This is a genomic window from Streptomyces ferrugineus (assembly GCF_015160855.1).
Classification (GTDB): Bacteria; Actinomycetota; Actinomycetes; order Streptomycetales; family Streptomycetaceae; genus Streptomyces; species Streptomyces ferrugineus.
On the sequence record NZ_CP063373.1, the window covers coordinates 9,929,004 to 9,950,391 of the forward strand.

The 21,388-nt window shown below is 73.0% G+C and carries 21 protein-coding genes and 1 pseudogene; 7 read left to right on the plus strand and 15 right to left on the minus strand.

The features are described from left to right. Positions 1–27: 27 nt before the first annotated feature. Positions 28–1,344, minus strand: a complete 1,317-nt coding sequence (locus tag IM697_RS44280; RefSeq protein WP_194043385.1) for a peptidase — start codon at positions 1,342–1,344, stop codon at positions 28–30. Between the two features lie 343 nt (positions 1,345–1,687). Between IM697_RS44280 and IM697_RS44285 the strand changes: the two genes are divergently transcribed. Next, the gene (locus tag IM697_RS44285; RefSeq protein WP_194043387.1) at positions 1,688–2,344 is read left to right on the plus strand and encodes a DUF1326 domain-containing protein; all 657 of its coding nucleotides are present in this window, start codon (positions 1,688–1,690) and stop codon (positions 2,342–2,344) included. A 19-nt stretch (positions 2,345–2,363) separates the two neighbouring features. On the opposite strand, the gene IM697_RS44290 is transcribed toward IM697_RS44285, so the two are convergent. From IM697_RS44290 to IM697_RS44300, 3 genes are all read right to left on the minus strand, one after another. Beyond that, positions 2,364–3,191, minus strand: a complete 828-nt coding sequence (locus IM697_RS44290) for a DUF2182 domain-containing protein (protein WP_194043389.1) — start codon at positions 3,189–3,191, stop codon at positions 2,364–2,366. 104 nt (positions 3,192–3,295) lie between these two features. Beyond that, on the minus strand, positions 3,296–3,970 hold the full coding sequence (locus IM697_RS44295) for a hypothetical protein (RefSeq protein ID WP_194043391.1): 675 nt from the start codon (positions 3,968–3,970) through the stop codon (positions 3,296–3,298). After that, complete coding sequence (locus IM697_RS44300; protein WP_194043393.1) at positions 3,967–5,622, minus strand: serine/threonine-protein kinase; 1,656 nt, start codon at positions 5,620–5,622, stop codon at positions 3,967–3,969. Before IM697_RS44300 ends, IM697_RS44295 begins: the two co-directional genes overlap by 4 nt. Before the next feature lie 258 nt (positions 5,623–5,880). Here IM697_RS44300 and IM697_RS44305 point away from each other — a divergent pair, with 258 nt between their 5' ends. Then, positions 5,881–6,993, plus strand: coding sequence for a sugar ABC transporter substrate-binding protein (locus IM697_RS44305; RefSeq protein WP_194043395.1), 1,113 nt, complete (start codon positions 5,881–5,883; stop codon positions 6,991–6,993). Between the two features lie 63 nt (positions 6,994–7,056). Here IM697_RS44305 and IM697_RS44310 read toward each other — a convergent pair whose 3' ends face one another. Continuing rightward, positions 7,057–7,839 carry an aquaporin gene (locus IM697_RS44310; RefSeq protein WP_194043397.1) on the minus strand — a complete coding sequence of 261 codons (783 nt, stop codon included), beginning with the start codon at positions 7,837–7,839 and terminating at the stop codon, positions 7,057–7,059. Positions 7,840–7,878: 39 nt separating this feature from the next. After that, positions 7,879–8,187 carry an ArsR/SmtB family transcription factor gene (locus IM697_RS44315; RefSeq protein WP_194043399.1) on the minus strand — a complete coding sequence of 103 codons (309 nt, stop codon included), beginning with the start codon at positions 8,185–8,187 and terminating at the stop codon, positions 7,879–7,881. Between the two features lie 112 nt (positions 8,188–8,299). Here IM697_RS44315 and IM697_RS44320 point away from each other — a divergent pair, with 112 nt between their 5' ends. After that, positions 8,300–8,722 (plus strand): arsenate reductase ArsC, encoded by a 423-nt coding sequence (locus tag IM697_RS44320; RefSeq protein WP_194043401.1) that lies wholly within the window; start codon positions 8,300–8,302, stop codon positions 8,720–8,722. Beyond that, positions 8,719–8,833: pseudogene (locus IM697_RS44325) on the plus strand (thioredoxin-disulfide reductase); the annotation flags it as partial. The gene IM697_RS44320 and the pseudogene IM697_RS44325, both read left to right, overlap by 4 nt. A gap of 52 nt (positions 8,834–8,885) precedes the next feature. Here IM697_RS44325 and IM697_RS44330 read toward each other — a convergent pair. After that, a complete protein-coding gene (locus IM697_RS44330; protein WP_194043403.1) occupies positions 8,886–9,548 on the minus strand; it encodes a response regulator in 663 nt (220 codons plus the stop codon). Continuing rightward, entirely contained in the window at positions 9,545–10,672 is a 1,128-nt protein-coding gene (locus tag IM697_RS44335) for a sensor histidine kinase (protein ID WP_194043405.1), read from the minus strand. The genes IM697_RS44330 and IM697_RS44335 overlap by 4 nt, the downstream gene beginning before the upstream one ends. 205 nt (positions 10,673–10,877) lie before the next feature. Between IM697_RS44335 and IM697_RS44340 the strand changes: the two genes are divergently transcribed. After that, positions 10,878–11,309 carry a DUF6223 family protein gene (locus tag IM697_RS44340; protein WP_194043407.1) on the plus strand — a complete coding sequence of 144 codons (432 nt, stop codon included), beginning with the start codon at positions 10,878–10,880 and terminating at the stop codon, positions 11,307–11,309. Positions 11,310–11,336: 27 nt separating this feature from the next. On the opposite strand, the gene IM697_RS44345 is transcribed toward IM697_RS44340, so the two are convergent. Beyond that, positions 11,337–11,948, minus strand: a complete 612-nt coding sequence (locus IM697_RS44345; RefSeq protein WP_194043409.1) for a hypothetical protein — start codon at positions 11,946–11,948, stop codon at positions 11,337–11,339. 49 nt (positions 11,949–11,997) lie between these two features. Beyond that, on the minus strand, positions 11,998–12,375 hold the full coding sequence (locus tag IM697_RS44350) for a hypothetical protein (RefSeq protein ID WP_228044434.1): 378 nt from the start codon (positions 12,373–12,375) through the stop codon (positions 11,998–12,000). A gap of 420 nt (positions 12,376–12,795) precedes the next feature. Here IM697_RS44350 and IM697_RS44355 point away from each other — a divergent pair, with 420 nt between their 5' ends. Beyond that, on the plus strand, positions 12,796–14,367 hold the full coding sequence (locus tag IM697_RS44355) for a PH domain-containing protein (protein WP_194043413.1): 1,572 nt from the start codon (positions 12,796–12,798) through the stop codon (positions 14,365–14,367). A gap of 36 nt (positions 14,368–14,403) precedes the next feature. On the opposite strand, the gene IM697_RS44360 is transcribed toward IM697_RS44355, so the two are convergent. From IM697_RS44360 to IM697_RS44380, 5 genes are read right to left on the minus strand one after another with little or no spacing between them, the layout of a single operon-like run. After that, the gene (locus IM697_RS44360) at positions 14,404–15,000 is read right to left on the minus strand and encodes a hypothetical protein (protein WP_194043415.1); all 597 of its coding nucleotides are present in this window, start codon (positions 14,998–15,000) and stop codon (positions 14,404–14,406) included. After that, on the minus strand, positions 14,997–16,469 hold the full coding sequence (locus IM697_RS44365) for a sensor histidine kinase (protein ID WP_194043417.1): 1,473 nt from the start codon (positions 16,467–16,469) through the stop codon (positions 14,997–14,999). Before IM697_RS44365 ends, IM697_RS44360 begins: the two co-directional genes overlap by 4 nt. Next, entirely contained in the window at positions 16,466–17,149 is a 684-nt protein-coding gene (locus IM697_RS44370) for a response regulator transcription factor (RefSeq protein WP_194043419.1), read from the minus strand. Before IM697_RS44370 ends, IM697_RS44365 begins: the two co-directional genes overlap by 4 nt. 19 nt (positions 17,150–17,168) lie before the next feature. Beyond that, positions 17,169–18,791: a murein biosynthesis integral membrane protein MurJ gene (gene murJ / locus IM697_RS44375; protein WP_194043421.1), complete on the minus strand. Its 1,623-nt coding sequence runs from the start codon at positions 18,789–18,791 to the stop codon at positions 17,169–17,171. Next, the gene (locus IM697_RS44380) at positions 18,788–19,975 is read right to left on the minus strand and encodes a lipid II:glycine glycyltransferase FemX (RefSeq protein ID WP_194043429.1); all 1,188 of its coding nucleotides are present in this window, start codon (positions 19,973–19,975) and stop codon (positions 18,788–18,790) included. The genes murJ and IM697_RS44380 overlap by 4 nt, the downstream gene beginning before the upstream one ends. A 206-nt stretch (positions 19,976–20,181) precedes the next feature. On the opposite strand from IM697_RS44380, the gene IM697_RS44385 reads away from it, so the two are divergent. Further along, positions 20,182–21,384 (plus strand): L,D-transpeptidase, encoded by a 1,203-nt coding sequence (locus IM697_RS44385; RefSeq protein ID WP_194043437.1) that lies wholly within the window; start codon positions 20,182–20,184, stop codon positions 21,382–21,384. Positions 21,385–21,388 lie beyond the last annotated feature (4 nt).

Here is a 21,388-nt window from a genome sequence, read left to right on the forward strand (position 1 = left end):
GGGCCCGGTCGTGTCTCGCTGTGCCGGTCAGGCGTCGGCGCCCGCCTTGCGGCGACGGGCGACGACCACCGCGCCGGCGCCGAGCACGAGCGCCGCGGCGCCCGCAAGGCCGGCCTTCGGCAGCACGTCGCTCGAACCGGTCGTGGCGAGCGAGCCGCTGCCACTGCCGTTGCCGCTGCCGCCGGTCCCGTTCACCGGAGTGGTGGAAGTGCCGCCCTGCTCGGTGGTGTTGTCGGTCTTGCCGGGCTTGCCCTCGGTGTCCTCGCCCTTGCCCGGGCCGTCGGCCTTGGCCAGGATCTGGAACTCGTGGAGGTCGAGGTCCGGGTAACCGCCGCAGGACTCGTCCTCGTTGACGTAGTCGGCCGTCGCGAAGACGGCGCCCTGCCCGGCCGGGATGTCCGCGTCGACCTTGAGCCGCAGCTTGACGTCGGCCGAGGCCTTCGCCTTCAGGGAGCCGACGGAGATTCCGCCCGGCAGGCCGGTGTCGCGCCAGTCCGGGTTCGCGGTCGTGGACCACTCCAGGTCGAGGTAGGAGTCGAGCTCCTTGAGGCCCTTGTCGTCGAAGGCGTGGACGGCCGCGTACGGGTGCACCTCGTCCATCGTCTTGTCGGTGCCGTTGGTGACGCGCAGCGTGAAGGTCTTCGTGGTGCCGCCGACGACCTTGTCCGGCAGCCCGCGCACGACGGTGGTGAGCTTGGGCTCGGCGACGCACTCGCCACCCGGCTCCTCGCCGTCGTCCCCGTCCTCCCCTTCCTCGGCCTCGGCATCCGCCAGTGCCTTCTTCGCGGCGTCCAGCTTCTTCTCGGCCTCGTCCCGCGCCTTCTGAAGAAGGCTGATCTTCCGGACCTGGGCGACACGGGCGTCGTCGTGGGCGGTCTGCGCCTCGGCGGCCTTGGTGTCGGCGGCCGTCTTGGCGGCCGCGGCCTCCTCGGCGGCCTTCTCGGCCTCCTCCAGCGCCGTCTGCGCCGCGGCCTTCTCCTCGTCGGTGGTGGCGGCGTCCAGCGCGGTCTTGGCGTCCACGACGGCCTGGTCGGCCTCGTTCTTGGCCTTGGCGGCGGCCTCGGCGGCCTGCTTGGTCTCGATGACCGCGGCCTTGGTCGGGTAGGTCTCCGCCTCCAGGCCCTCCTCGAGGAACTTGATGGCGTCCTTCACCGCGATGACGGCGGCGTCGTAATCCTTCTGCGCGAGGTCGACGGCCTGCTCGAGCTCCTCGATGGTCGGCCTCGCCTGCTGCGTCCGAGCTGCGGGCTTCTCGTCGGCGAAGGCGGGCGCGGCCGAGAGGAGGACGACCGGGGCGGTTACGGCGGCGGCGACGGCAGTCGCGAGAACAGAGCGAATCTTCACAAGGGACCCCCCGGTCACATGGCGGAAAAGTGCGGTGGGCGTCGCTTCTGCGGAGTACTCACGCGGCGCGACGTCCCGGCGATCGTATGGCCTGCATGATCCGGGCCACAGGGGGTTTCCCGCGCCCCCGTCGGAAGAGCCTCCCCGACGTACGCACAAATGGCATGTTCAGGGACAGTTGCCTACGGAGGCCCCACTTTTTCTGTGAGCCATCTCATCACAGGTCCCGCCCGTTGGGTGCAAGCTGGAAGAGAGGCCGCCTGGTGACCCCGGGCGCGCGCTCGGGACACGCGGTCTCGCCGCTCCGAGTGAGCCCCTGCGGGCTCGGCAGGAGGGAAGCGAGATGACGGAACAAGTCAGCACCGGTACCCGCTGGCATCTGGCCGGTGATTGGTTCGACGTGTGCAAATGCGCCATACCGTGCCCCTGTACGTTCGCCCAGCCCCCGACCTACGGCGACTGCGAGGGCGTACTCGTCTGGCACATCCGGGAAGGCAGCTTCGGCGATGTGCGGCTCGACGATCTCAACGTCCTGATGCTCGGCTCCTTCACCGGCAACGTCTGGGCCGACACGCACACCGACCCGTACGCCGCGGTCTTCCTCGACGAGCGGGCCGACGAGCGGCAGCGCGGCGCGCTCGGGGCCATCTTCGGCGGGGAGGCGGGCGGATGGCCGGCGCAGATGTTGGAGATGTTCCACCCCGAGATGCGCGGCATGGACTTCGCCCCCGTCCACGTCGAGATCGACGGGGACCTGGCCACCTGGCGGGCCGAGGTACCCGGCCGGGTCACGGCCACCGCCGAGGCACTCACCGGCCCGACGACACCCGAGGGCGCCCGCGTCCAGGTCCTCAACGCCCCGGGCTCCGAGGTCGGACCGGGCCAGGTCGCGACCTGGGGCCGGGCCACGGTCGACCGCGCCGACGCGTTCGGCTTCTCCTGGGACCGCTCGGGGAAGTCGAGCAAACACTTCCCGTTCGACTGGAGCGGTCCTGACTAGACCCCGAGGAAACCCCGAGTCACATACCGCCCATCGACCCCTGCAGTCCAGGCAGCAACGCGTCCTGGAACGGTGCCAGCACGGCGAGCACGAGAAACGCGACGCCCACGGTCCGGGCGAGCAGCGGACCACGGGACCAGAGCTTCTCCACGAAGATCACCACGGCCAGCCCGGCCATCGCCGCCACGTTCATCACGCCCAGCGGGACCAGGACGACCATCAGGCCCGCGCAGCAGCCGACACAGTAGGCGCCGTGATGGACACCCACCCGCAGGTCGCGGGCCGGCTGCCGGAACCCGGCGTAGCGCACCAGGTGGCTCATGGGGTCGCGGCAGTGCCGCAGACAGACGTTCTTGAGCGGGCCGAGCTGGTACAGGCCCGCGAGCAGGAAGGCCACCGCGCCGATCCAGCGTCCGGCGGTCGGACGGTCGTCCACCAGGCCGCCGGTGAGGGCCAGGGCCGCGTACGCGGGCAGGCCGAAGGCGGTCCACACCAGCAGATACCCGCCCACGAACTCGATGGTGCGCACGGCCTGCGTCCAGCCGGAGGACTGCCGCCCGATGCCGCGCACCCATGTGATCGCCACCGGCGCCATGGACGGCAGCATCATGGCCGCCATCATCGTCACCCACAGCAACAGGAACAGCGGCAGCGCCATCCCCATCGTGCCGGGCTCGACCCCCATGTCCCCGGCCTGACCGAGCGTCAGCGCCCAGGCGGGCACCGCGATCAGGACGATCAGGAACCAGGCGGCGGCGAGATCCCGGGCCGGCAGCAGGCCCCCGCCCGCTCCGGTCGGCGCGGAGGACCGGGCGGAGGGGGAGGTGGAGGTCCGGCTGTGACGCATCGGCGTGTACTCCTGTGGCTGGTTCCAGGACAGCACGCATCCGTCGGCGACGCGACCGCCGGGATGTTCCCGGCTGACCCGGCAGCCCGGTGACCAGTGACCGGTCAGCGGCAGTCGTACGTGAAGTGGGCGGTGGCCGAGCGGGGGGTGGCGGAGAGGAGGCGCAGCTCGGCCCGTGCCGTGTGGTGTCCCTTGCCCTGGAAGGTCCACAGCAGGTGCAGACGTGCCTGTGTCTGCCCCCGGGCCAGCACCTCGCTCAGCACGCCCGAGGTCGTGCCGTCGCTGCGGATCCAGCGGTAGGAGAGGGTGCCCGGACGGCCGTCGGTGGTGACCAGGGCGACGACGTCCGCGGTGCCGTCGCACCCCAGAGCCGTCGGGCGGGCCGTGACCGTCACCGTGCTCACCGCGACGGACGGTCCGAGGCGCTGCCAGGCGAGGAACGCGAGGACGCAGAGCAGCACCAGCGCGGGCAGCGCGTGTCCGCGCAGCCGTCGGCGCCGGGGCGCGGGAGGCGGTGGCGGTACGGCGGGCAGGGTCCGGTGGGTGCGGTGCGCGACGGCGGCGGTCACGCCGGGGCCGAAGCGCAGCACGGTCCCTTCGATGCGATCGGGCGGCGTCGGCGGCGGGGGCCCGGTCCCCGCGTCGGCGGGCCGCTCGACGAGGGTCCCGTCCGGTACGGGTCTCTGGATCCAGTGGCTGGCCAGCACGGTGGCGCTGTACTCGGCGTCGCCCGAGCCGGGCTCGTCCCCGGGAGGGCGGTCGTCGTCGCGAGCGGTCATCGGAGCTCACACCGCCTGGTCAGAAGCTGCTGCGAGGCACCGCCGTCGGCGGCCGCCGGGGTGGTCGTGGCCTGCACCGCCCAGTAGCAGCCGCCGCTCTGGAAGGTGTGGTCGACGGTGAGCGTGTACTGGGTGGCGCCACCGCGCTCGAAGGTCTCGGACGCGCCGTCCGGGGTGCCGGGTTGTCCGCCCGAATCGCCCGTGTACCACGTGACGGTGACGGAGACCGGTCCGGTGCCGTCGGTGGTGACGTCGATGGTCGCCGTGGCGGTCGTGGGGCCCGTCTGCCGGAAGGCCGACACCGTGACGTCCTTGACGGCGGGGGCGGCGGGGGCGGCGGGAGTGACGGGGGCCTCCGGCGAGGCGGGGGAAGCGGGCGTCGGCGTTGTCGCCGCGGTGGTCTCCTCGGCGGGTGCGGGCGTCGGCGGGGTCCCGGCCGTGGTGGCGGTGGCCGGGGGTTCGTCGGTGGCGGTGGCCGCCGGGCCCGGGGGCGGGAGGCCGGGTGACGGCGACGTCGCGGGGGCCGACGCGGTCGGAGCGGCAGGCGCCTTCGGCTCCGCGCCGGGCCGGCCGCTGGTGGTGGCCACGGCCTGCGCCGTCCTCTGCTGCGCGGCGGTACCCGGAACGTACGGGAGTCCGTAGGTCAGGAGCACACCGAGCAGTACGGCGGCGGCCGACACGAGCGCCCCGGACCGGCCGGGCAGCCATGACCGCATGCCGCCGTGGCCCGGGTCCCGGTTCAGGACCGTGCGTGCGGTGTCCGTGGTGGTCCGGGCGTCGCTGCGGGCCGAGGGCAGCAGCAGCGGCAGCAGTGCCACCAGCGCGGCGAGCCGGCCGCGGCCGCGCTCCTCCCAGTCGGGGCCGTAGGCGGTGCCGGCCGCCGCCTCCAGTTCCCTGACGAACGCCTCGGCCTGTGCGGGCCGTTGCGCGGGATCCTTGGCCAGCCCGCGGCGCACCAGCTCACGCACCGGTTCGGGGGCCTGATCGGCGGGGACGGGCGCGTCGACGTGCTGGAGCGCGAGTTCGGCGAGGTTCTCGCCCGCGTACGGCTTGCGGCCGGTCAGGCACTCGAAGAAGGTGGCCGTGGCCGCGTACACGTCGGCGGCGGGAGAGGCGGGCGCGCCGGTCCACTGCTCCGGGGCCATGTAGGAGGGGGTGCCCGCCACGCCCGCGCTGGTGCCGGCGTCCACCGCGATCCCGAAGTCGACGAGCCTGGACGATCCGTCCGGCGCGACCAGGACGTTCTCCGGCTTGTAGTCGCGGTGGACGACGCCGACGCGGTGCGCGTCGGCCAGACCGAGCAGCGATCCCTTGAGGATGACGAGCGCGGCCTCGGGGTCGAGCGGGCCCTGCCGCTTCAACAGCGCCCGCAACGAGACGCCGTCCACCAGCTCCATCACGATGGCGGCGCCGTGCGTGCTCTCCACGTACTCGTACAACCCGGCGACGTACGGGCTCTCCAGCCCGCCGAGCAGCCGCGCCTCGGCCCGGAAGCCGTGCACGAAGCCCGGCCGGGTGCGCAGCGACTCGCTGAGGTACTTCACCGCCACGGGGACGCCGGTCTCCTCGTGCACGGCGAGGACGACCCGCCCGCTCGCCCCCGACCCGAGCTCGAGCGACTCGGCGTATCCGGGCACCGCCCATGTGTTCATTCCAGCCCCCCAAGGCCGCCGCGCCGTCGGATCCCCACCCCCTGGGGAAGCGACCGGGCCACGCGGTGAGAGACACATTTTCGGCCACCGCGGTTGCGGCGGTCGGCCACGGCATCCCTGAGGTGATCGTCCGGCTGGAGGACGGCCGTGGGTCACGTGCCCGGCACCTTCCTCCTCATCACATCACCCGGCCTATTCTGGGAGTGATGGGCCGACGGGGCGGTCAGGGGGCGCTCGGACGAGGCAGGGAGGTCCCCTGTGAGGGCGTATCGGGGCCGTCGTACGGCCGTTTCCGCGGCCGTATTGTCGCTGGCCGTGTTCCTGGCCGCCTGTGGCGGGGACGGGAGGTCCTCGGACTCGGGCGGGACCGGCTCCGGTGAGGGGGGTTTCACGGTCGGACTGCTGTTCAGCCAGAACGTCCAGACTCGCTGGGAGACGTTCGACAAGCCCCTGATCGAGAAGAGGATCAAGGAGCTGTGCGCGGACTGCGGGGTGCGGTACGCCAACGCCGAGGGGGACGTGGCCACCCAGAAGCAACAGGCGGAGGGCCTGATCAACAAGGGCGTGGAGGTCCTGCTCCTCAGCGCCGTGAACTTCAGGTCGCTCAGCTCCTCGGTCGAGAGGGCGCGTGACGCGGGCGTCCCGGCCGTCGCCTACGACGGGCTGGTCGAGGGCCCGATCTCGGGCTACGTCTCCTTCGACAACGAACGGGTCGGCAGGCTTCAGGCCGAGGCGCTCCTCAAGGCCCTCGGAGACAGGGCCGACAGCGGCCGGATCGTCATGATGAACGGTCCTCAGACCTCCCCGACCAACGTCGCCTTCAAGCGGGGCGCGCTGTCCGTGCTGGAGGGCAAGGTCAAGATCGCCAGGACGTACGACGTCCAGGGCTGGAGCCAGGCGAAAGCCCACACCCACATGGAGGGCGCCGTCGCCGCCCTGGGCGCCGACGGCATCGACGGCGTCTACGCCGCCAACGACGGTCTCGCCGCCGGCGTCATCTCCGCCCTCAAGGCCGCCGACATCCAGCCGCTGCCTCCCGTCACCGGCCAGGACGCCGACCTCGCGGCCGTGCAGCGCATCATCAGGGGCGAGCAGCACATGAGCGTCTACAAGCCCTTCAAGGCCGAGGCCGACGCGGCCGCGGAGATGGCCGTCGCCCTGGGCCGCGGCGAGAAACTCGACGCGATCGCCGAGACCACGCTCGACACGGCCACCGCCAAGGACATCCCCGCGGTCCTGCTCGACCCCGTCCCGGTGACCGTGGACAACATCAGGGACACCGTGGTCAAGGACGGCGTGTACACGATCGACCAGATCTGCACCCGGGAGGTCGCGTCCGCCTGCCGGAACGCCGGACTCGCCCATGGGTGAGCCCCCCGGCGACGGCGAGTCAGGACTGGGCGCCGCCGGTCACCGCCACCCGCGCGGTGTGCCTCACGACTCCTCGGCGGCCCGGCCCGGCATGAAGATCAGCGCCACCAGGGCCAGCCCGACCGCGGCGCCGACGATCTGCATGGCGATGAAGCCCGCGACCGAGCCGGGCGCGATGCCCGCGAACGTGTCGGAGAAGGCGCGGCCGATCGTCACCGCCGGGTTGGCGAAGGAGGTGGAGGAGGTGAACCAGTAGGCGGCGCCGATGTAGGAGGCGACGGCCACCGGGGCGAAGCGCAGGCGGTCGGTGCGGGCCAGGCCGAAGATCAGCAGGATCAGGCCGGCGGTCGCCACGATCTCGCCGAGGAGCAGGTTCCCCGCCGAGCGGTCGTGTGTGGACCACTTCACCAACGGCTCGCCGAACATCGCGTCCGCCAGGACGGCACCGGCGATCGCGCCGGCGATCTGCGCCGGGACGTACACGGCCGCCTCACGCAGCGTCACGCCGGCGCCGCCACGCCGGGCGGACCACCACTCGGCGAGCGTGACGGCCGGGTTGAAGTGCGCGCCGGAGACCGGGCCGAGCAGCAGGATCAGGATGCCGAGGCCGAAGACGGTGGCCAGGGAGTTGGCCAGCAGCTGCAGCCCGACGTCGTTCGTCAGCTCGGTGGCCTGGATACCGGAACCGACTACGACCGCCACCAGCAGCGCGGTGCCGACCAGTTCGGCTGCGGCTCGCACGGCGAGGGGCCGGGGTGGCGGGGTGGCGCCGGGCGCGGGCTCGGCGGAGGTGGGCTCGGCGGCCGGTACGGCGGACTCCGCGGGGCTCTCGTGCGTGGTGGTCAACGGGGTTCCTCGGTGGTCGCGGGGACGTGAAAGCGCCGGTCAGGGACAGGCCCGTTTGTTGTCGGCGGCGGTGCGGGCGGACTCGGCCAGGTCGGCGAACCGGCCGGCGATCGAGGCGATGACGTCCGGGCGCAGCTTGTAGTACGTGTACCGGCCGCACGGCTCCGTCTCGACGACCCCGGCCTCGCGCAGCACTCTCAGATGGTTCGAGAGGTTGGTCTGCCGGGCACCAGTCTCCTCCACCAGGTGGGTGGTGCACAGCGTCTCCTGGGCGAGCAGGGTCACGATCTGGAGCCTGAGCGGGTCGGCCAGCACCCGGATCAGGTCAGTGTCGACTGACGTCATCATGGACTGATACTCTCACATCAGTGGTGGCTGACACCACCGGCTGCTGACGTCATGCGTGCCTGATGTCGCCGTACGACACCCGATGCCGTCGTGAGACAAGAGAGACCTCCTGATGTCCGACAAGCCCTCCGTGCTGTTCGTCTGTGTCCACAACGCCGGCCGCTCCCAGATGGCCGCCGCGTGGCTGACCCACCTGGCCGGGGACCGCGTCGAGGTCCGCTCCGCCGGCTCCAACCCCGGTGAGCACGTCAACCCGGCCGCCGTCGAGGCCATGCGCGAGGTCGGCATCGACATCTCCGCCGAGGTGCCGAAGATGCTCACCGTCGACGCGGTCAAGGAATCCGACGTCTGCATCACGATGGGCTGCGGCGACACCTGCCCGGTCTTTCCCGGCAAGCGGTACCTGGACTGGCGGCTGGACGACCCGGCCGGCCAGGGCGTCGAGGCGGTCCGCCCGATCCGCGACGAGATCAGGACGCTGGTCGAGGGCCTGATCGAGGAGATCGCCCCGAAGAAGCCGGAGGCCACGGCCTGAGCGAGATCCGCAACGTCATCGTCATCGGCTCCGGGCCCGCCGGCTACACGGCGGCGCTCTACACCGCGCGCGTCGCTGAAGCCGCTGGCCTTCGAGGGCGCCATCACCGCCGCCCGCACCGGTTGAGCGGTCCGGCCCCGGTCATCGCCTTCCGGCCAGGACGTCAGGAGTCGCGCGGGGTCACCAGGCCGGATTCGTAGGCGAGGACCACCAGGTGGGCGCGGTCCCGGGCGTGGAGTTTGGTCATGGCCCGGTTGACGTGGGTCTTCGCCGTGAGCGGGCTGATCACCATACGGCCGGCGATCTCGTCGTTGGACAGGCCCCGCGCGACCAGGGCGACCGCCTCGCGTTCGCGGTTGGTCAGCTCCTCCAGCGCCTTGTCGAGGCCGGAGTTGAGCGGCTGGGTGACGTAGCGGTTGATGAGCTTGCGGGTGATCGAGGGGGCGAGCAGGGCGTCACCGCGCGCGGCGACGCGGACGGCGTGCAGAAGGTCCTCCGGGAGGATGTCCTTGACGAGGAATCCGGCGGCCCCGGCACGCAGCGCGTCGAAGACGTACTCGTCCATGCCGTAGTTGGTCAGGATGACGACGTGCATCCGCTCCAGGGCCGGGTCCGCGGCGACGCGCCGGGTGACCTCGATGCCGTCCATGACCGGCATCTGGATGTCGACGAGCGCGATGTCGGGCAGGTGCTGCCGGGCCAGCGCCAGGCCCTCCTTGCCGTCGGCGGCCTCGGCCACCACCTCGATGTCGTCCTCGAGGTCGAGGAGCGCGCGGAATCCGCTGCGGATGAGCGGCTGGTCGTCGACCAGCAGGACACGGATCATGACGTCTGGTCCACGGGGAGTTCGGCCCGGACGCTGAAGCCGCCCTCGTCGCGGGGCGCGGCGCGCAGGTGGCCGCCCAGGGCGGTGACCCGTTCGCGCATCCCGAGCAGCCCGACGCCGGGCGCCGGGGCGCTGCCCGGCGTCGCCCTGCCGTCGTCGTCGACGCGTATCGCGAGGGTGTCCGCACGGCAGTCGATCCGGACCGACGCCGCGCTCGCGTCCGCGTGACGGGCGATGTTGGTGAGCGCCTCCTGAACGATCCGGTAGGCGGTCCGCTCCACCGCGGCGGGCATGTCGCCGCGCGGTCCCTCGATCGTCAGCGTCGTGTCCAGGCCGAACGCACGGGCTCGTGCCACCAGTTCCTTGACGTGGTCGAGCCCGCGCGGCGGGGTCGTGTCGTCGTCGCGCAGCGCCTGAAGCGTCGCGCGCAGCTCCCGGCTCGCCTCCCGGCCGGCCACCTGGATCGCCAGCAGCGCCTCCGGCACCTGCTCGCCCCGTCTGCGGGCCACATGGACGGCGACCTCGGACTGCACCTTGATGATCGAGATCTGGTGGGTGAGCGAGTCGTGCAGCTCCCGTGCGATCCGCAGCCGCTCGTCGTCGGCGCGGCGCCGCGCGGTCTCCTCCCGGGTGCGCTCGGCCTCGTCCGCCCGCCGCTCGGCCTGCCGCAGCGCCTCACCCGCCGCGCCGGCGGCGATCAGCCAGGCGATCTCCAGGGCGCCGCGGGCCCGCGCGAACGCCTCGCCCGTGTCGTGCGGGCCCGAGACCAGGGCCGCGAGCGGCAGCAGGGCCAGCAGGGCCACGCTCGCCGCGATGGTGAGGGTGCGGTGTCCCGCCCGTACGGCCGCGTACACCGCGAACAGATACGCCACCGCCGGCACGTCGAAGCCGGCCGCCTGGTAACCCGCCGCGCACAGCCCGGTGACCGCCAGCACGGCGACCGGAGCCCGGCGGCGCGCGACCAGCGCCAGGCCGCCGACCGTCAGCAGCGCGTAGCCGAGCAGGTCGGGCGCGGTGCCGGAGTACTGCCCGGACAGCCCGGTGACCAGCAGCGTCACCGCCACGCCGACCGCGATCGCCCAGTCTGTGACCCTGGCGCGGACACCGGAGAGCCCAGTCCTCATACGCGCACCCTAGCCGGACGCCACCGGGGCCGAGTCCCGCTCGCGGACGAGCGGCCGACTACCGCACACGCGGTATTTCCCCGGCTTCCGCAGCGCTCGCGGTAGCGCGAAGAGCGTCCGTCCGCGGGACGACCGGCGGTGGGTGCGGCGGACATGCTCGAACCACGTCCGGTCGTGCCGGACACGTCCCATCACAGGAGGAGCCATGTCTGTCGGATTTGTGCATGCGGCACCGGCGGCCACGCACGCTTCGGTCCACTCGGTCGCCGCCGATGCCTACGAGCTGACCGCCGGCCGGTTCGTGGGCACCGCGGCGGCCCTGGTGGCGCTGGCCGGCGTGATCGTCGGCGGACTCGCGCTGGCCCGGTCCCGGTCCGCCGGCCGGGGCGGCGACGCGAAGCGGGCGGCCGTGGTGTCCCTGGTGGCGGGCCTGAGCGGCATGGCCGTCGGCGCGCTGAACCTGGCCGTCGCCGACGGCGGTCCCGGCACCGGCAACGGAGTGGTCGGCGGCGCCATGGCCCTGGTGCTGGGGCTGGCCGCCACGGTCCTCGGCCGACTGGCCCTGGTCCGCTCCCGCCGCGGGCAGGAGGAGTCCGCGAGCGGCAGGGGAGCGCGACGGACACGGCCTGCATCGTGATCGTCCGTCGGGCGATCGGTTCGGGCCTCACTCGGCGAGTTTGAGCACGACGCACACGTAAAGGGAAAGTCCGAGCACGGTGCCGAGCCAGACGGCGGCGGTGTGGAAGGCGAGCCGGCCGGGGGCCGGGAGCATGCCGAGGTGGACCAGGGCCGCCCTGCTCACCCGGGGCCGGGGCCCGTGCCTGGGCAAGCGTTCGAGGGCTCGGCGCAGCGCCCTGTGGGAGGCCGGGTCGGTGAGGCCGAGGGACGCGGCGTGGGCGTCACGCACCAGCACGACGCGTTCCGAGACACCGCTGCGGGAGAAGTAGGTCAGCAGCCGGACCCGCTCGATCCGGGACAGGTCCACGGTGCGCTCACCGGTCAGGGTCCGCGCGGTCATGAGGTCTCCGGAGCGACGCGGCCGCGACTTCGCGGTGCTCAGTTCGGTGAGCAGCAGGAGTCCGGCCGGTCCCGCGATCAGCCCCAGCACGATCGCCACCGGTGCGGGAAACAGGCCGGCGCCCGCCACGGCGAGCGCGGCGAAGGGCGACGCGACGAGCGCTCCGGCGAAGGCGGTCCAGCGGCGCGCCCGTCGCCGGGCCGCCGCGGGAGACGTCCACTGGTGTGTGTACCGCGCTTTCACCCGGCTCTTGAGCACCGTGACCCCCTTGGGTGAAGTCTGCCCTCGCGGAGAACCCTCGTCACCGTCACCGCCCGGCCGGGCAGTTCGCCCAGAGCGCGGAGAGGGCTTCGGGGATCTGCGCGACAGCGCCGCAGCCCTGGGCGCCACGGGGGAAGCCGTCGCTGGTGAGGTAGGTCCAGCCGCCCGCGGAAGTGCCGCGGAAGTACTTGGTGGCACTGCCCTCGTCCTGCATGCCCACCAGTTCGTCGTGCGTGGCACCGGGGGTGGCCTCGAAACGGGTGGCGGCGTAGCGGACGCCGTCGCACTGGCCGTAGAAGAACTGCCCCGGCGTCGGCCGGATATGGACGAACCGGGGAAAGCTGCGCCGGTACGCCCCCGTCACGGCGGCCTTCACCTGGCTGCCGGCGGTCAGGTTGCGGCAGCCCGGGCGGTCTGCGGGCACGCTGACGTTCACGGCGGGAGTGGGGGATGTGGCCCTCGGAGTGGCAGGACCAGTCGTAGGGGTGCCGGTCGGCGTCGGGGCCTGCGCGGAAGGCGACGACGGGGGCGCGGAGGAAGGGGAGGGGGAGGCCGAGGCGGATGCGGGTGTGTCCGAGCCGGCGTGGGAATCCGGCGGCTCCTGGCACCCTGCCAACGCCAGGATCCCGAAACCCACCACCGCTGTCACCGACGTACCTCTGAAGCCCGGCATGGAGCCCTCTCTTCGACCGTTCTCAACCGTTCTCGACCGTTGAAGCTACGGCTAGACACACGGGACGGCGCCAAGGTTGCGGCGACGTGCCGGACCCGGCAACGTCGCGGGCCGGAAGCTGCCGTACACCGCACAAGCCGGCGCAACCCGGCCGATGGCACGATTCCGCCCATGAGCGGTGTCCGGGAAGTGACCTGTCGTCCCCGTCTGAAGCCCACCGTGAGGCGGTTCGTCGTCCTCGCGGCGGCCGGGGCGATCCTGTCCGGGACGGGGCTGGCCGTCGTGCGCGTGGCGTACAGGGACGGGCCGGCGGACGCGTGGGTCTGCGTGGGCTTGTTCGCCGCGCTGCTCGGCGTCGTGTTCCTGTACGGGGCCGTCGCCAAGGTGAGGGCCGACGCGTACGGCGTGCGCTCCCGGACGCTGCTGCGCCGCCGCAGCGTGCCGTGGCACGACATCGCCGACCTGCGCGTGTACGTGCAGTACGCGCGTAGCCAGGAGATCCAACGCATCGAGATGGTGCTGCGCGGCGGACGCACCCGCCGCCTGCCCCTGCCGGCCAGCGCGTCCTCGGACGACCGGGCCGACTTCGACGCCAAGCTGGACGCTCTGCGCGCGCTGCACCGCCTGTACGGCACCCCGGAGTCCAGCCACGTCGCCGTCATCTCCAAGCGCACCGCCGGTCGCGGTACGGCCGTGCCGCTGACCCTGTGCGTGCTGCTGCTCGCGGGCGCGGGACTGGCCGCCTGGTTCGTGCCGGCCACGGAGTCGCTGAAGCGTGCGTGGGAGTCGGCCGTCCCGTGCGCCGCCGAGGCGCCCGCCCGAGAGTGCCTGACCACCCTGCCGGCCGTGATCACCCGGGCCGAGGTCGGCAAGGGGAAGCAGCGCAGCTGGCTGTACTTCGCCGAGGGCCGGCCGCTGGAGCGGCTGTCGGTCTCACAGGAGGGCGCCCGGGGGTTCCGGCCCGGCGACCGCGTCGAACTCACCGTCTGGCGCCGCGAGGTGAGGGAGGTCACCGGCGAGCACCACGTCTGGCGCGAGCACTTCCCGGGCGGCGGAGACGTCGCCGTCGTCGCCGCCGGGTGCGCGCTCGCCGCGGGCTACCCCGCCTCCTTGGTGCTGCTGCGCCGACGCGGGCGCCGGCTGCCCGCCGACGAGGTCCTGCCGTCGGCGCTTCCGTTCGCGGGCGCCCTGGTCGCCACGGCCCTGTGGCTGCTCCCGCTCTGCTACCTCCACCCCACGGCCCCGCCGACCTCCCCCGGGGGACTCACCTGGGCGGTCGCGGGCTCCCTGGCCACGCTGGGCCTGTTCACCTGGGCCTGGCGCGCGACCCGCATCCGTACGCCCCACAAGGCCGCAGCGGCCCGAACACTCCGGAAGCCCTCCGACGAGGACGAGGACGAGGAGGTCTTCCTGGCCGCCCGCTTCCTGGAGTCCACCGACTACAACCCGAACAACTTCGGCACCCACATCGTCCTGGGCGGCGGCCCGCCCGCCGTCACACCCCACCCCGGCCCGGGCCGGTTCGCGGCGAAGCGGATCCCGGTGGAGCGGCTCACCGTCAAGGACGTACGGCGCCCCCGCGGCGGCGACGGTGACACCGTCCCCAGAGGCTGGCAGATCGCCGAACTCGACGACGCGGGCCGACCGGTCCACCTCGCGGCCGCTCCCGCCGACCTGGCCCGCATCGTCCAGGCGCTGAGCACCCCGAGAACGCCCGCGCACGTCACGCGCCCCGACCTGTGACCGCCGATCCCCGAGGGGCGTCCCGCTGACCCGCTCTCAGCCCCGCGCGCCGACGGCGAGCCCGCAGGTGCCCGACCTCGATGCCCCGTCCAGCCCCGTCAGCTCCACCACGACCCGGCCCTCGGCGTCCTGGCTGTAGGCGATCGTGCAGGTCAGCTGGCGCACAGCGGTGCTGTCCAGGCCCTCCAGGGCGAGGGGCAGCCGGGCCGTGACCCCGCCGCCCGGGGTGGGCCCGACCTCGGCGGTCCGGCCGGGGCGGGCGGCGGGCAGGGCGGTGCTCAGGCCGACGGCCCGGTCTTCCTCCCGCGGACCGTCGAGCAGCGCCATGACGACCTTCGCCGGCGCCACCGATGCGGCCGCGTCGCCGGAGTTCCGCGCCCCGGAGCCCGGGTCGATGTACTCCTCGCCGAACCCGGCCGAGGGCTCGGTCGTCCGGATCACGGGGCTCAGTCCTCCGCCGGGGGAACGGAAGAAGAGCAGCATGTCGGAGTCCCGGTTCAGGAAGGCCTGGAAGGAGGCGGGGCCGCCCGCCTCGATGACGTCGGTCTCCTGGATGCCGCAGCCGCCGAGCAGCGGTACGGCCACCACGACGGCGACCGCCGCCGCGCACCGGCGCGTCCGCGCACGCCTCATCCCCCGGCCCCCTCCGCGTGAAGCGGTATCTCCACGGTGAAGACGGCACCGGCCCCGGGGAGGTTCCCCGCGCGGATCGTTCCGTCGTGCAGCCTCACGTTCTCCTGGGTGATCGCCAGTCCCAGGCCGCTGCCCGCCGAGCGGGTGCGGGCCGCGTCGGCCTTGAAGAAGCGGTCGAAGACGTGCGGGAGCACCTCGGGGCGGATGCCGGGGCCGCTGTCCGCGATCTCGGTGATCAGCACGGGGGTGCCCGGGGAGCGGGCCTCGGTGCGCAGGCGCACCGTGACGGGCGCGCCGCCGTGCCGCAGGGCGTTGCCCACGAGGTTGGCGACCACGATGTCGAAGCGGCGCGGGTCGAGGCGGGCGCGGATGCCGTCGGGGAGTTCGGTGCGGACCCGGTCGTCGGTCCAGTGCCGGTTCGACAGGGTCTTGCGGATGGCCTCGGCCACGTCGACCTCGTCGGCGTTCAGCTCGGCCGCGCGGGCGTCGAAGCGGGAGATCTCCATCAGGTCCTCGACGAGCACGGCGAGCTTGCCGGTCTCGGCGCTGACCAGCCGCACCGCCCGGGCGGTGTCGGCGTCCAGAGCGTCCGCGTCCTCGTCGAGGACCTCGGTGACGGCGAGCATTCCGGCGAGGGGGGTGCGCAGTTCGTGCGAGACGTCGGAGGCGAAGCGGCGGGCGCGGGCCTCGGCCTCGCGCAGTTCCTTCACGGAGCGCTCCAGTTCGCCCGCGGCCTCGTTGAAGGTGCGCGCCAGGTCCGCCAGTTCGTCGCTGCCGCGCACCGGAATCCGGGTGTCAAGCCGGCCGCTGCCCATGCTCCGGGCCGCCCGGCGCAGTTCCCGCACCGGGCGCAGCACGCTGCGGGCGGCCATCAGGCCGGGTATCAGCGCTACGGCGAGACCGGGCAGGGCGCCGTCCCGGGCGGCCATGAGGAGGGCGTCGACATTGACCTGCTCGTCGGTCATCCGCATGACGGCGTACAGGACGAGTCCGCTGGGCAGCAGGCTGTCCGGGCTGGTCTTGAAGACCATGGGCATGGCGATGGTCAGATACGGGACGCCGTCCTTGACGACCCGCTCGAAGCTGCCGTGCGGGTTGGCCAGCGCCCGGCGCCGCAGTTCGGGGGTGATGACGGTGGAGACGGGGTTCTCACCCGAGGACGCGCGCATCGAGCCGTACTCGGCGAACACCACCCAGGGGTGCGGCTTGCCCCTGCGGGCGATGTCCCGCAGGAGCTGCTCCAGGTCCTCCCCGCCCTGCACGGGCAGCGCGAATCCCGTCTGCTGGACCTGGTCGCGGAACGACGTGACCGCCGTGTCCTGGGCGGTCTGCAGCAGCGCGCTGCGGGCCTCGCGGTAGGTCAGCGCGGCCGTCGTGCCGGCGCTGACGGCGGCGACCAGCAGGAAGGCGAGCAGCAGCCGGGTGCGCAGCCCGAACGCCCGTACGCGGCGCGGCCGGCCGGGGCTCACAGCGGCCCGAAGCGATAGCCGAAGCCGCGCAGTGTCTGGACGTAGCGGGGACTGCGGGGCTCGTCCTCGATCTTGCCGCGCAGCCGGGCGACGCAGGCGTCGACCAGCCGGGCGTCCGCGTGGTAGCTGTGCTCCCAGACGTGCTCCAGCAGTTGCTGTCTGCTGAACACCTGCTCGGGGGCGGCGGACAGATGCAGCAGGAGCTTGAGCTCCGAGGGGGCGAGCGCGAGCGGCCGGCCGGCTTTGCTGACGGTCAGTCCGACCCGGTCGACGGCGAGTTCGCCGTGGACCTCGATGGCCTGGCGGCCCGGGCCGACGTCGTCCAGGCGGCGCAGTACGGCCCGGATCCGGGCCTCGATCACCTCGGTGCGGGCGGGCTTGACGATGTAGTCGTCGGCACCGGCCTCCAGGCCGATGACCACGTCGAAGTCGTCGCCGCGCGCGGTAAGCATGATGATCGGCAGCTGGCTGCGCTCGCGGACCTGCCGGCAGACCTGGACGCCGTTCATGCCGGGCAGCATCAGGTCCAACAGCAGCAGATCGGGGCGGAATTCGGCCAGCGCGACCAGGCCGGCCTCGCCGGTCGCGGCCGCCCGTACCTCGTGGCCGCGACGGCGCAGACCGAGCTCGACCCCCTCGCGTACGGAGGGGTCGTCCTCGATGAGGAGCACGCGGGGCATCAGCGGTTCTCCCTCGTGATCAAGTCCGGGTCAGTCTGCGGCGTACGCCGCGGAGCAGCGCGTCGAGTTCGGCGAGTCGCAGCGGACGGGCGAGCAGGGCGAAGGTGAGGACGACGGCGGTCACGCCGACGACCGTGGAGACCACCGCACCCGCCGGTGCGGTTCCCAGGGCCCCGAAGTAGCCCAGCGCGGTGGCGGGTACGGCGGCGAGCACCAGCCGCACATGCGCGCCGACGGCCGACGAGCGCAGCGGGCGCGCGACGGCCAGCCGGCGGCTGAGCACCCGCCCGGTCACCGCCCAGCCCGCGCACAGCGCCAGCGAGTACGCCGCCGCCATGCCCGTCACGGCCCAGCGCGCGGGCAGCAGGTGGGCGGCGGCCAGGGACAGTCCCGCGTTGAGGGCGACGATCACGAGGTTGAGCAGGAACGGCGTACGGGTGTCGGACAGCGCGTAGAAGGCGCGGGACAGGACGTACTGGCCCGACAGGGCGACGAGTCCCGGCGCGAAGGCCATCAGGATCCCGGCCATGGCGGCCGTGTCGGCGGCACTGGTCCTGCCGTATCCGAAGACGAGGGCCATCACGGGCTGGGCGAGGGCGAACAGCGCGCACGCCGCGGGTACGACGGCGGAGGCGCAGACGCGCAGCGCGTGGGAGACGTCGCGCCGTACGGAGTCGGTGTCGCCGTCGGCGGCGGCCGCGCTCATCCGGGGCATCAGCGCGGTGACCACGGAGACCGTGACGATGCCGTGCGGTACGACCCACAGGGCATAGGCGTTGTTGTACGCGAAGTATCCGGGGCCGCCGTCGAGTCCCGCGGTCGTGGCGAGCCGGGTGGTGACCCAATAGGCGGCCTGGTTGGCCAGGACCAGCAGCACCAGCCAGCCGGCCGCGCGCAGCGGGCGGGTCAGTCCGCTGCCGCGCCAGTCGAAGCGGGGCCGCCAGCGGAAGCGGGCCGCGCGCAGCGCGGGGACTAGGGCGAGGGCCTGGACGGCGATACCGGCGGTGGTGCCCCAGCCGAGCACGGCGGTCTCGGTCGCGGTGAGCGTGTCCCCGCCGCCCATGGCCAGGGCCAGGTACCCGCCGAAGACGGCCATGACGACGACGTTGTTCAGGACCGGCGCCCACATCATCGCGCCGAACCGGCCGCGCGCGTTGAGCACCTGCCCGAGCAGCGTGAACAGTCCGAGGAAGAAGATCTGGGGCAGGCAGTAGCGGGCGAACGCGGTGGTCATGGCCGCCTGTTCGCCGGTGTAGTCGGTGTACGCGTCGACGATCGCGGGCGCCGCCCACACCGCGGTCGCGGTGATCGCCAGCAGGGCGACGACGCACACGGTGACGAGCCGGTCGGTGTACGCGGCGCCCCCGTCGTCGTGCTCCTTGGCGGCCTTGACCAGTTCGGGCACGAAGACCGCGTTCAGCGCGCCGCCGAGGAGCAGCATGTAGACGATGGTGGGCAGGGCGTTGCCGACCGCGTAGCCGTCGGCGACCGGTCCGATGGTGCCCAGCGCCGCCGCGACCACGGCGGACCGGGCGAAGCCGGTGGCCCGGCCGACGACGGATCCGGCGGCCATGACGGCACTGCCGCGCGCCGCGGAGGACGCCTTCGCCGACTCCTTCGCCCGGGTACTGGTCGGCGTCATCGGCGGTTCAGGTACGCCTGGAAGGCGCGGTGAAGCGTGTGGTTGGCACTGCCGGCCAAGGGTCTCTCCCATTCCCCCAACGTCTCGACGACCTGCCCTCCGGTGCCGAGCTTCCACCGCAGCAGTCCGTACGCACGTTCCTCAGGATCGAGAGTGGAGGGTACCCCGCGCATGTCGTAGACGTCGGCGCCGAGGGCGTGGGCGTCCAACAGCATGCGCCACTGCAGGGCGTTGGAGGGGCGGACCTCGCGGCGGTGGTCGGCCGAGGCGCCGGTCTGGTACCAGGCCCGGCGGCCCACCGTGATCAGCGTGTGGGCGGCCAGGATCTCTCCGCGGTGCCGGGCGAGGTACAGCTTCATCCGGCCCGGTTCCTCGGCGTTGAGCGCCGCGTACTGGCGCTCGTAGTAGGCGAGCGAGCGGCCGAGCCGGAACCCGTCGCGCCGCTCGGTGACGCCCAGCAGCCGGTAGAACTCGGGGAGTTCGGCGGCACTGCCCACCACCACCTCCACGCCCTCCTTCTGGGCCCGGCGGACATTGCGGCGCCACTCCTGGTTGAGCCCGGACCACAGGTCCTCGGGGGTGCGTCCGGCGAGCGGCACATGGAAGACGTGGCGCGGCTGGGCATCCCCGTCCTTGTCATCCCCGCAGCGCCGCCAGCCCCGGGCCCGCAGCCGCTCGGCGACGGCGGTGCCGAGCGGGTCGACCTCACTGGCGAGGACGTCACCGAGGCGTCGGCCCGGGCCGGCGAGCGGCTTGAGCAGGGCGGCGTCCCAGCGCCGGTAGACGGGCGACGGGCCGATGCGCACGGCGAACGCGCCCGCGCGGCGCAGGTGTTCAAGGAGCGGGCCGAGCCAGCCGTCGACGTCGGGGTCGGCCCAGTCGGCGACGGGGCCTTCGGGGAGGTAGGCGAAGTACTTGCGGGTGCCGGGGAACTGCCGCAGCAGCACCAGGGCCACGCCCGTCAGGGCGCCCGCCTCCGGATCCGGCCCCCAGCCGAGCAGTTGGGAGCGCCAGCCCTCCTTGACGTCGGCCCAGGAGGGGCACTGCAGGAAACCGGCGCCGAGCGCGGCGCCGTCGGGGGACGCGAGGAAGGCGCGGTACGTCTGAGCGGTGATGGCGCGCAGGACCACGCCCCGGTCCTTCGCCCGGCATACACGGCTGGGCGGCACGAGCAGCGCTGACACAGTCTGAGCCTCTCCTTCTCCCCGGTCCGTTCGCGGGGACACACAGGAGGCTCACAGCGGTCCATGACCGCTCCGTCCGGCGAATGTGACCGGACCATGACCGTTCCGCACCAGTCGCCGTCACGTTGCTCCACAGCGGCTGACCTCGGGTTTTCCGGCTCTACAGTCACGGCATCCACCACCTTGTCACCATCCCGGAGGCCGTGTTGTCACGCACCCGTGTACTCACCCATGCCCGGGCCGCCGCCGTCGTGGCCGCCCTGCTGGCGCCGCTCGCCGCATGCACGTCGAGCACCTCCTCCAGCGCCCCGGACACCGGCGAGGTGACGCCGAGCGCCGGCGACCGCCCGGTCACGGTCACCGTCACGCCCGAGGGACAACGCGTCCCGGCGGGCGAGCCCGTGAGGGTCACGGCCTCGGGCGGCAGACTCACCTCGGTGACCGTCACCGACGCCGAGGGCCGCAGACTCGCCGGCGAGGTCGCCGCCGACGGCCGGTCGTGGGTCTCCGACCGCAAGGCCGTACCCGGAGCGTCGTACACGGTGCGCACCTCGACCCGGACCGAGGGCGGAACCACCAGGAGCACCAGGGCCGACTTCACCACGGCCGCGGCGGACAAGGTCAACAAGGTCGACTGGCGGCCGGGCACCGGCACCACCGTCGGCGTCGCCCAGCCGATCTCCCTGGTCTTCGACAACCCGGTCGAGAACCGGGCCGAGGTCGAGAAGCAGCTCAAGGTCACCACCTCGAACGGCACCGAGGGCTCCTGGGGCTGGATACGCGACTGGTCGGGCCGGGACCGGGTGGACTGGCGGCCCAAGGCGTACTGGAAGCCCGGAACCAAGGTCACGCTGAACGCCGAGCTGAACGGCACCGACTCGGGCGCGGACGGCGGCTGGTTCGTACGCGACTACACGACCACCTTCACCGTCGGCGCCCGGCAGATCGTCGAGGTCGACCTCGACAGGCATCGGCTCACCCTCGTCCGCGACGGCGAGACACTCCGGCGCATACCGGTCTCCGGCGGCACACCCGGCGGCGACAAGCGCTCCTGGCGCGGAACCGCCGTGCTCATGGCCAAGGAGGGCACGATCAACATGAACTCCGAGACGGTGGGCCTGGGCGACGCCTACGACAAGATGGTCGACTACTCGATGCGGCTGACCTGGTCGGGCATGTACGCCCACGCCGCGCCGTGGAACGCCCGCCACTTCGGCAACGCGAACCAGAGTTCCGGGTGCATAGGCATGAGCGACGCGAACGCGGCCTGGTTCTACCGGCAGGTGCGGCCGGGCGACCCGTTCGAGATCACCGGCAAGGACACCAAGGGCGCGGTCGCGCCCGGCAACGGCTTCGGCGCGTGGAACCTCTCGTGGACCGAGTGGCGGCACAAGAGCGCGCTGCGCTGAGCGG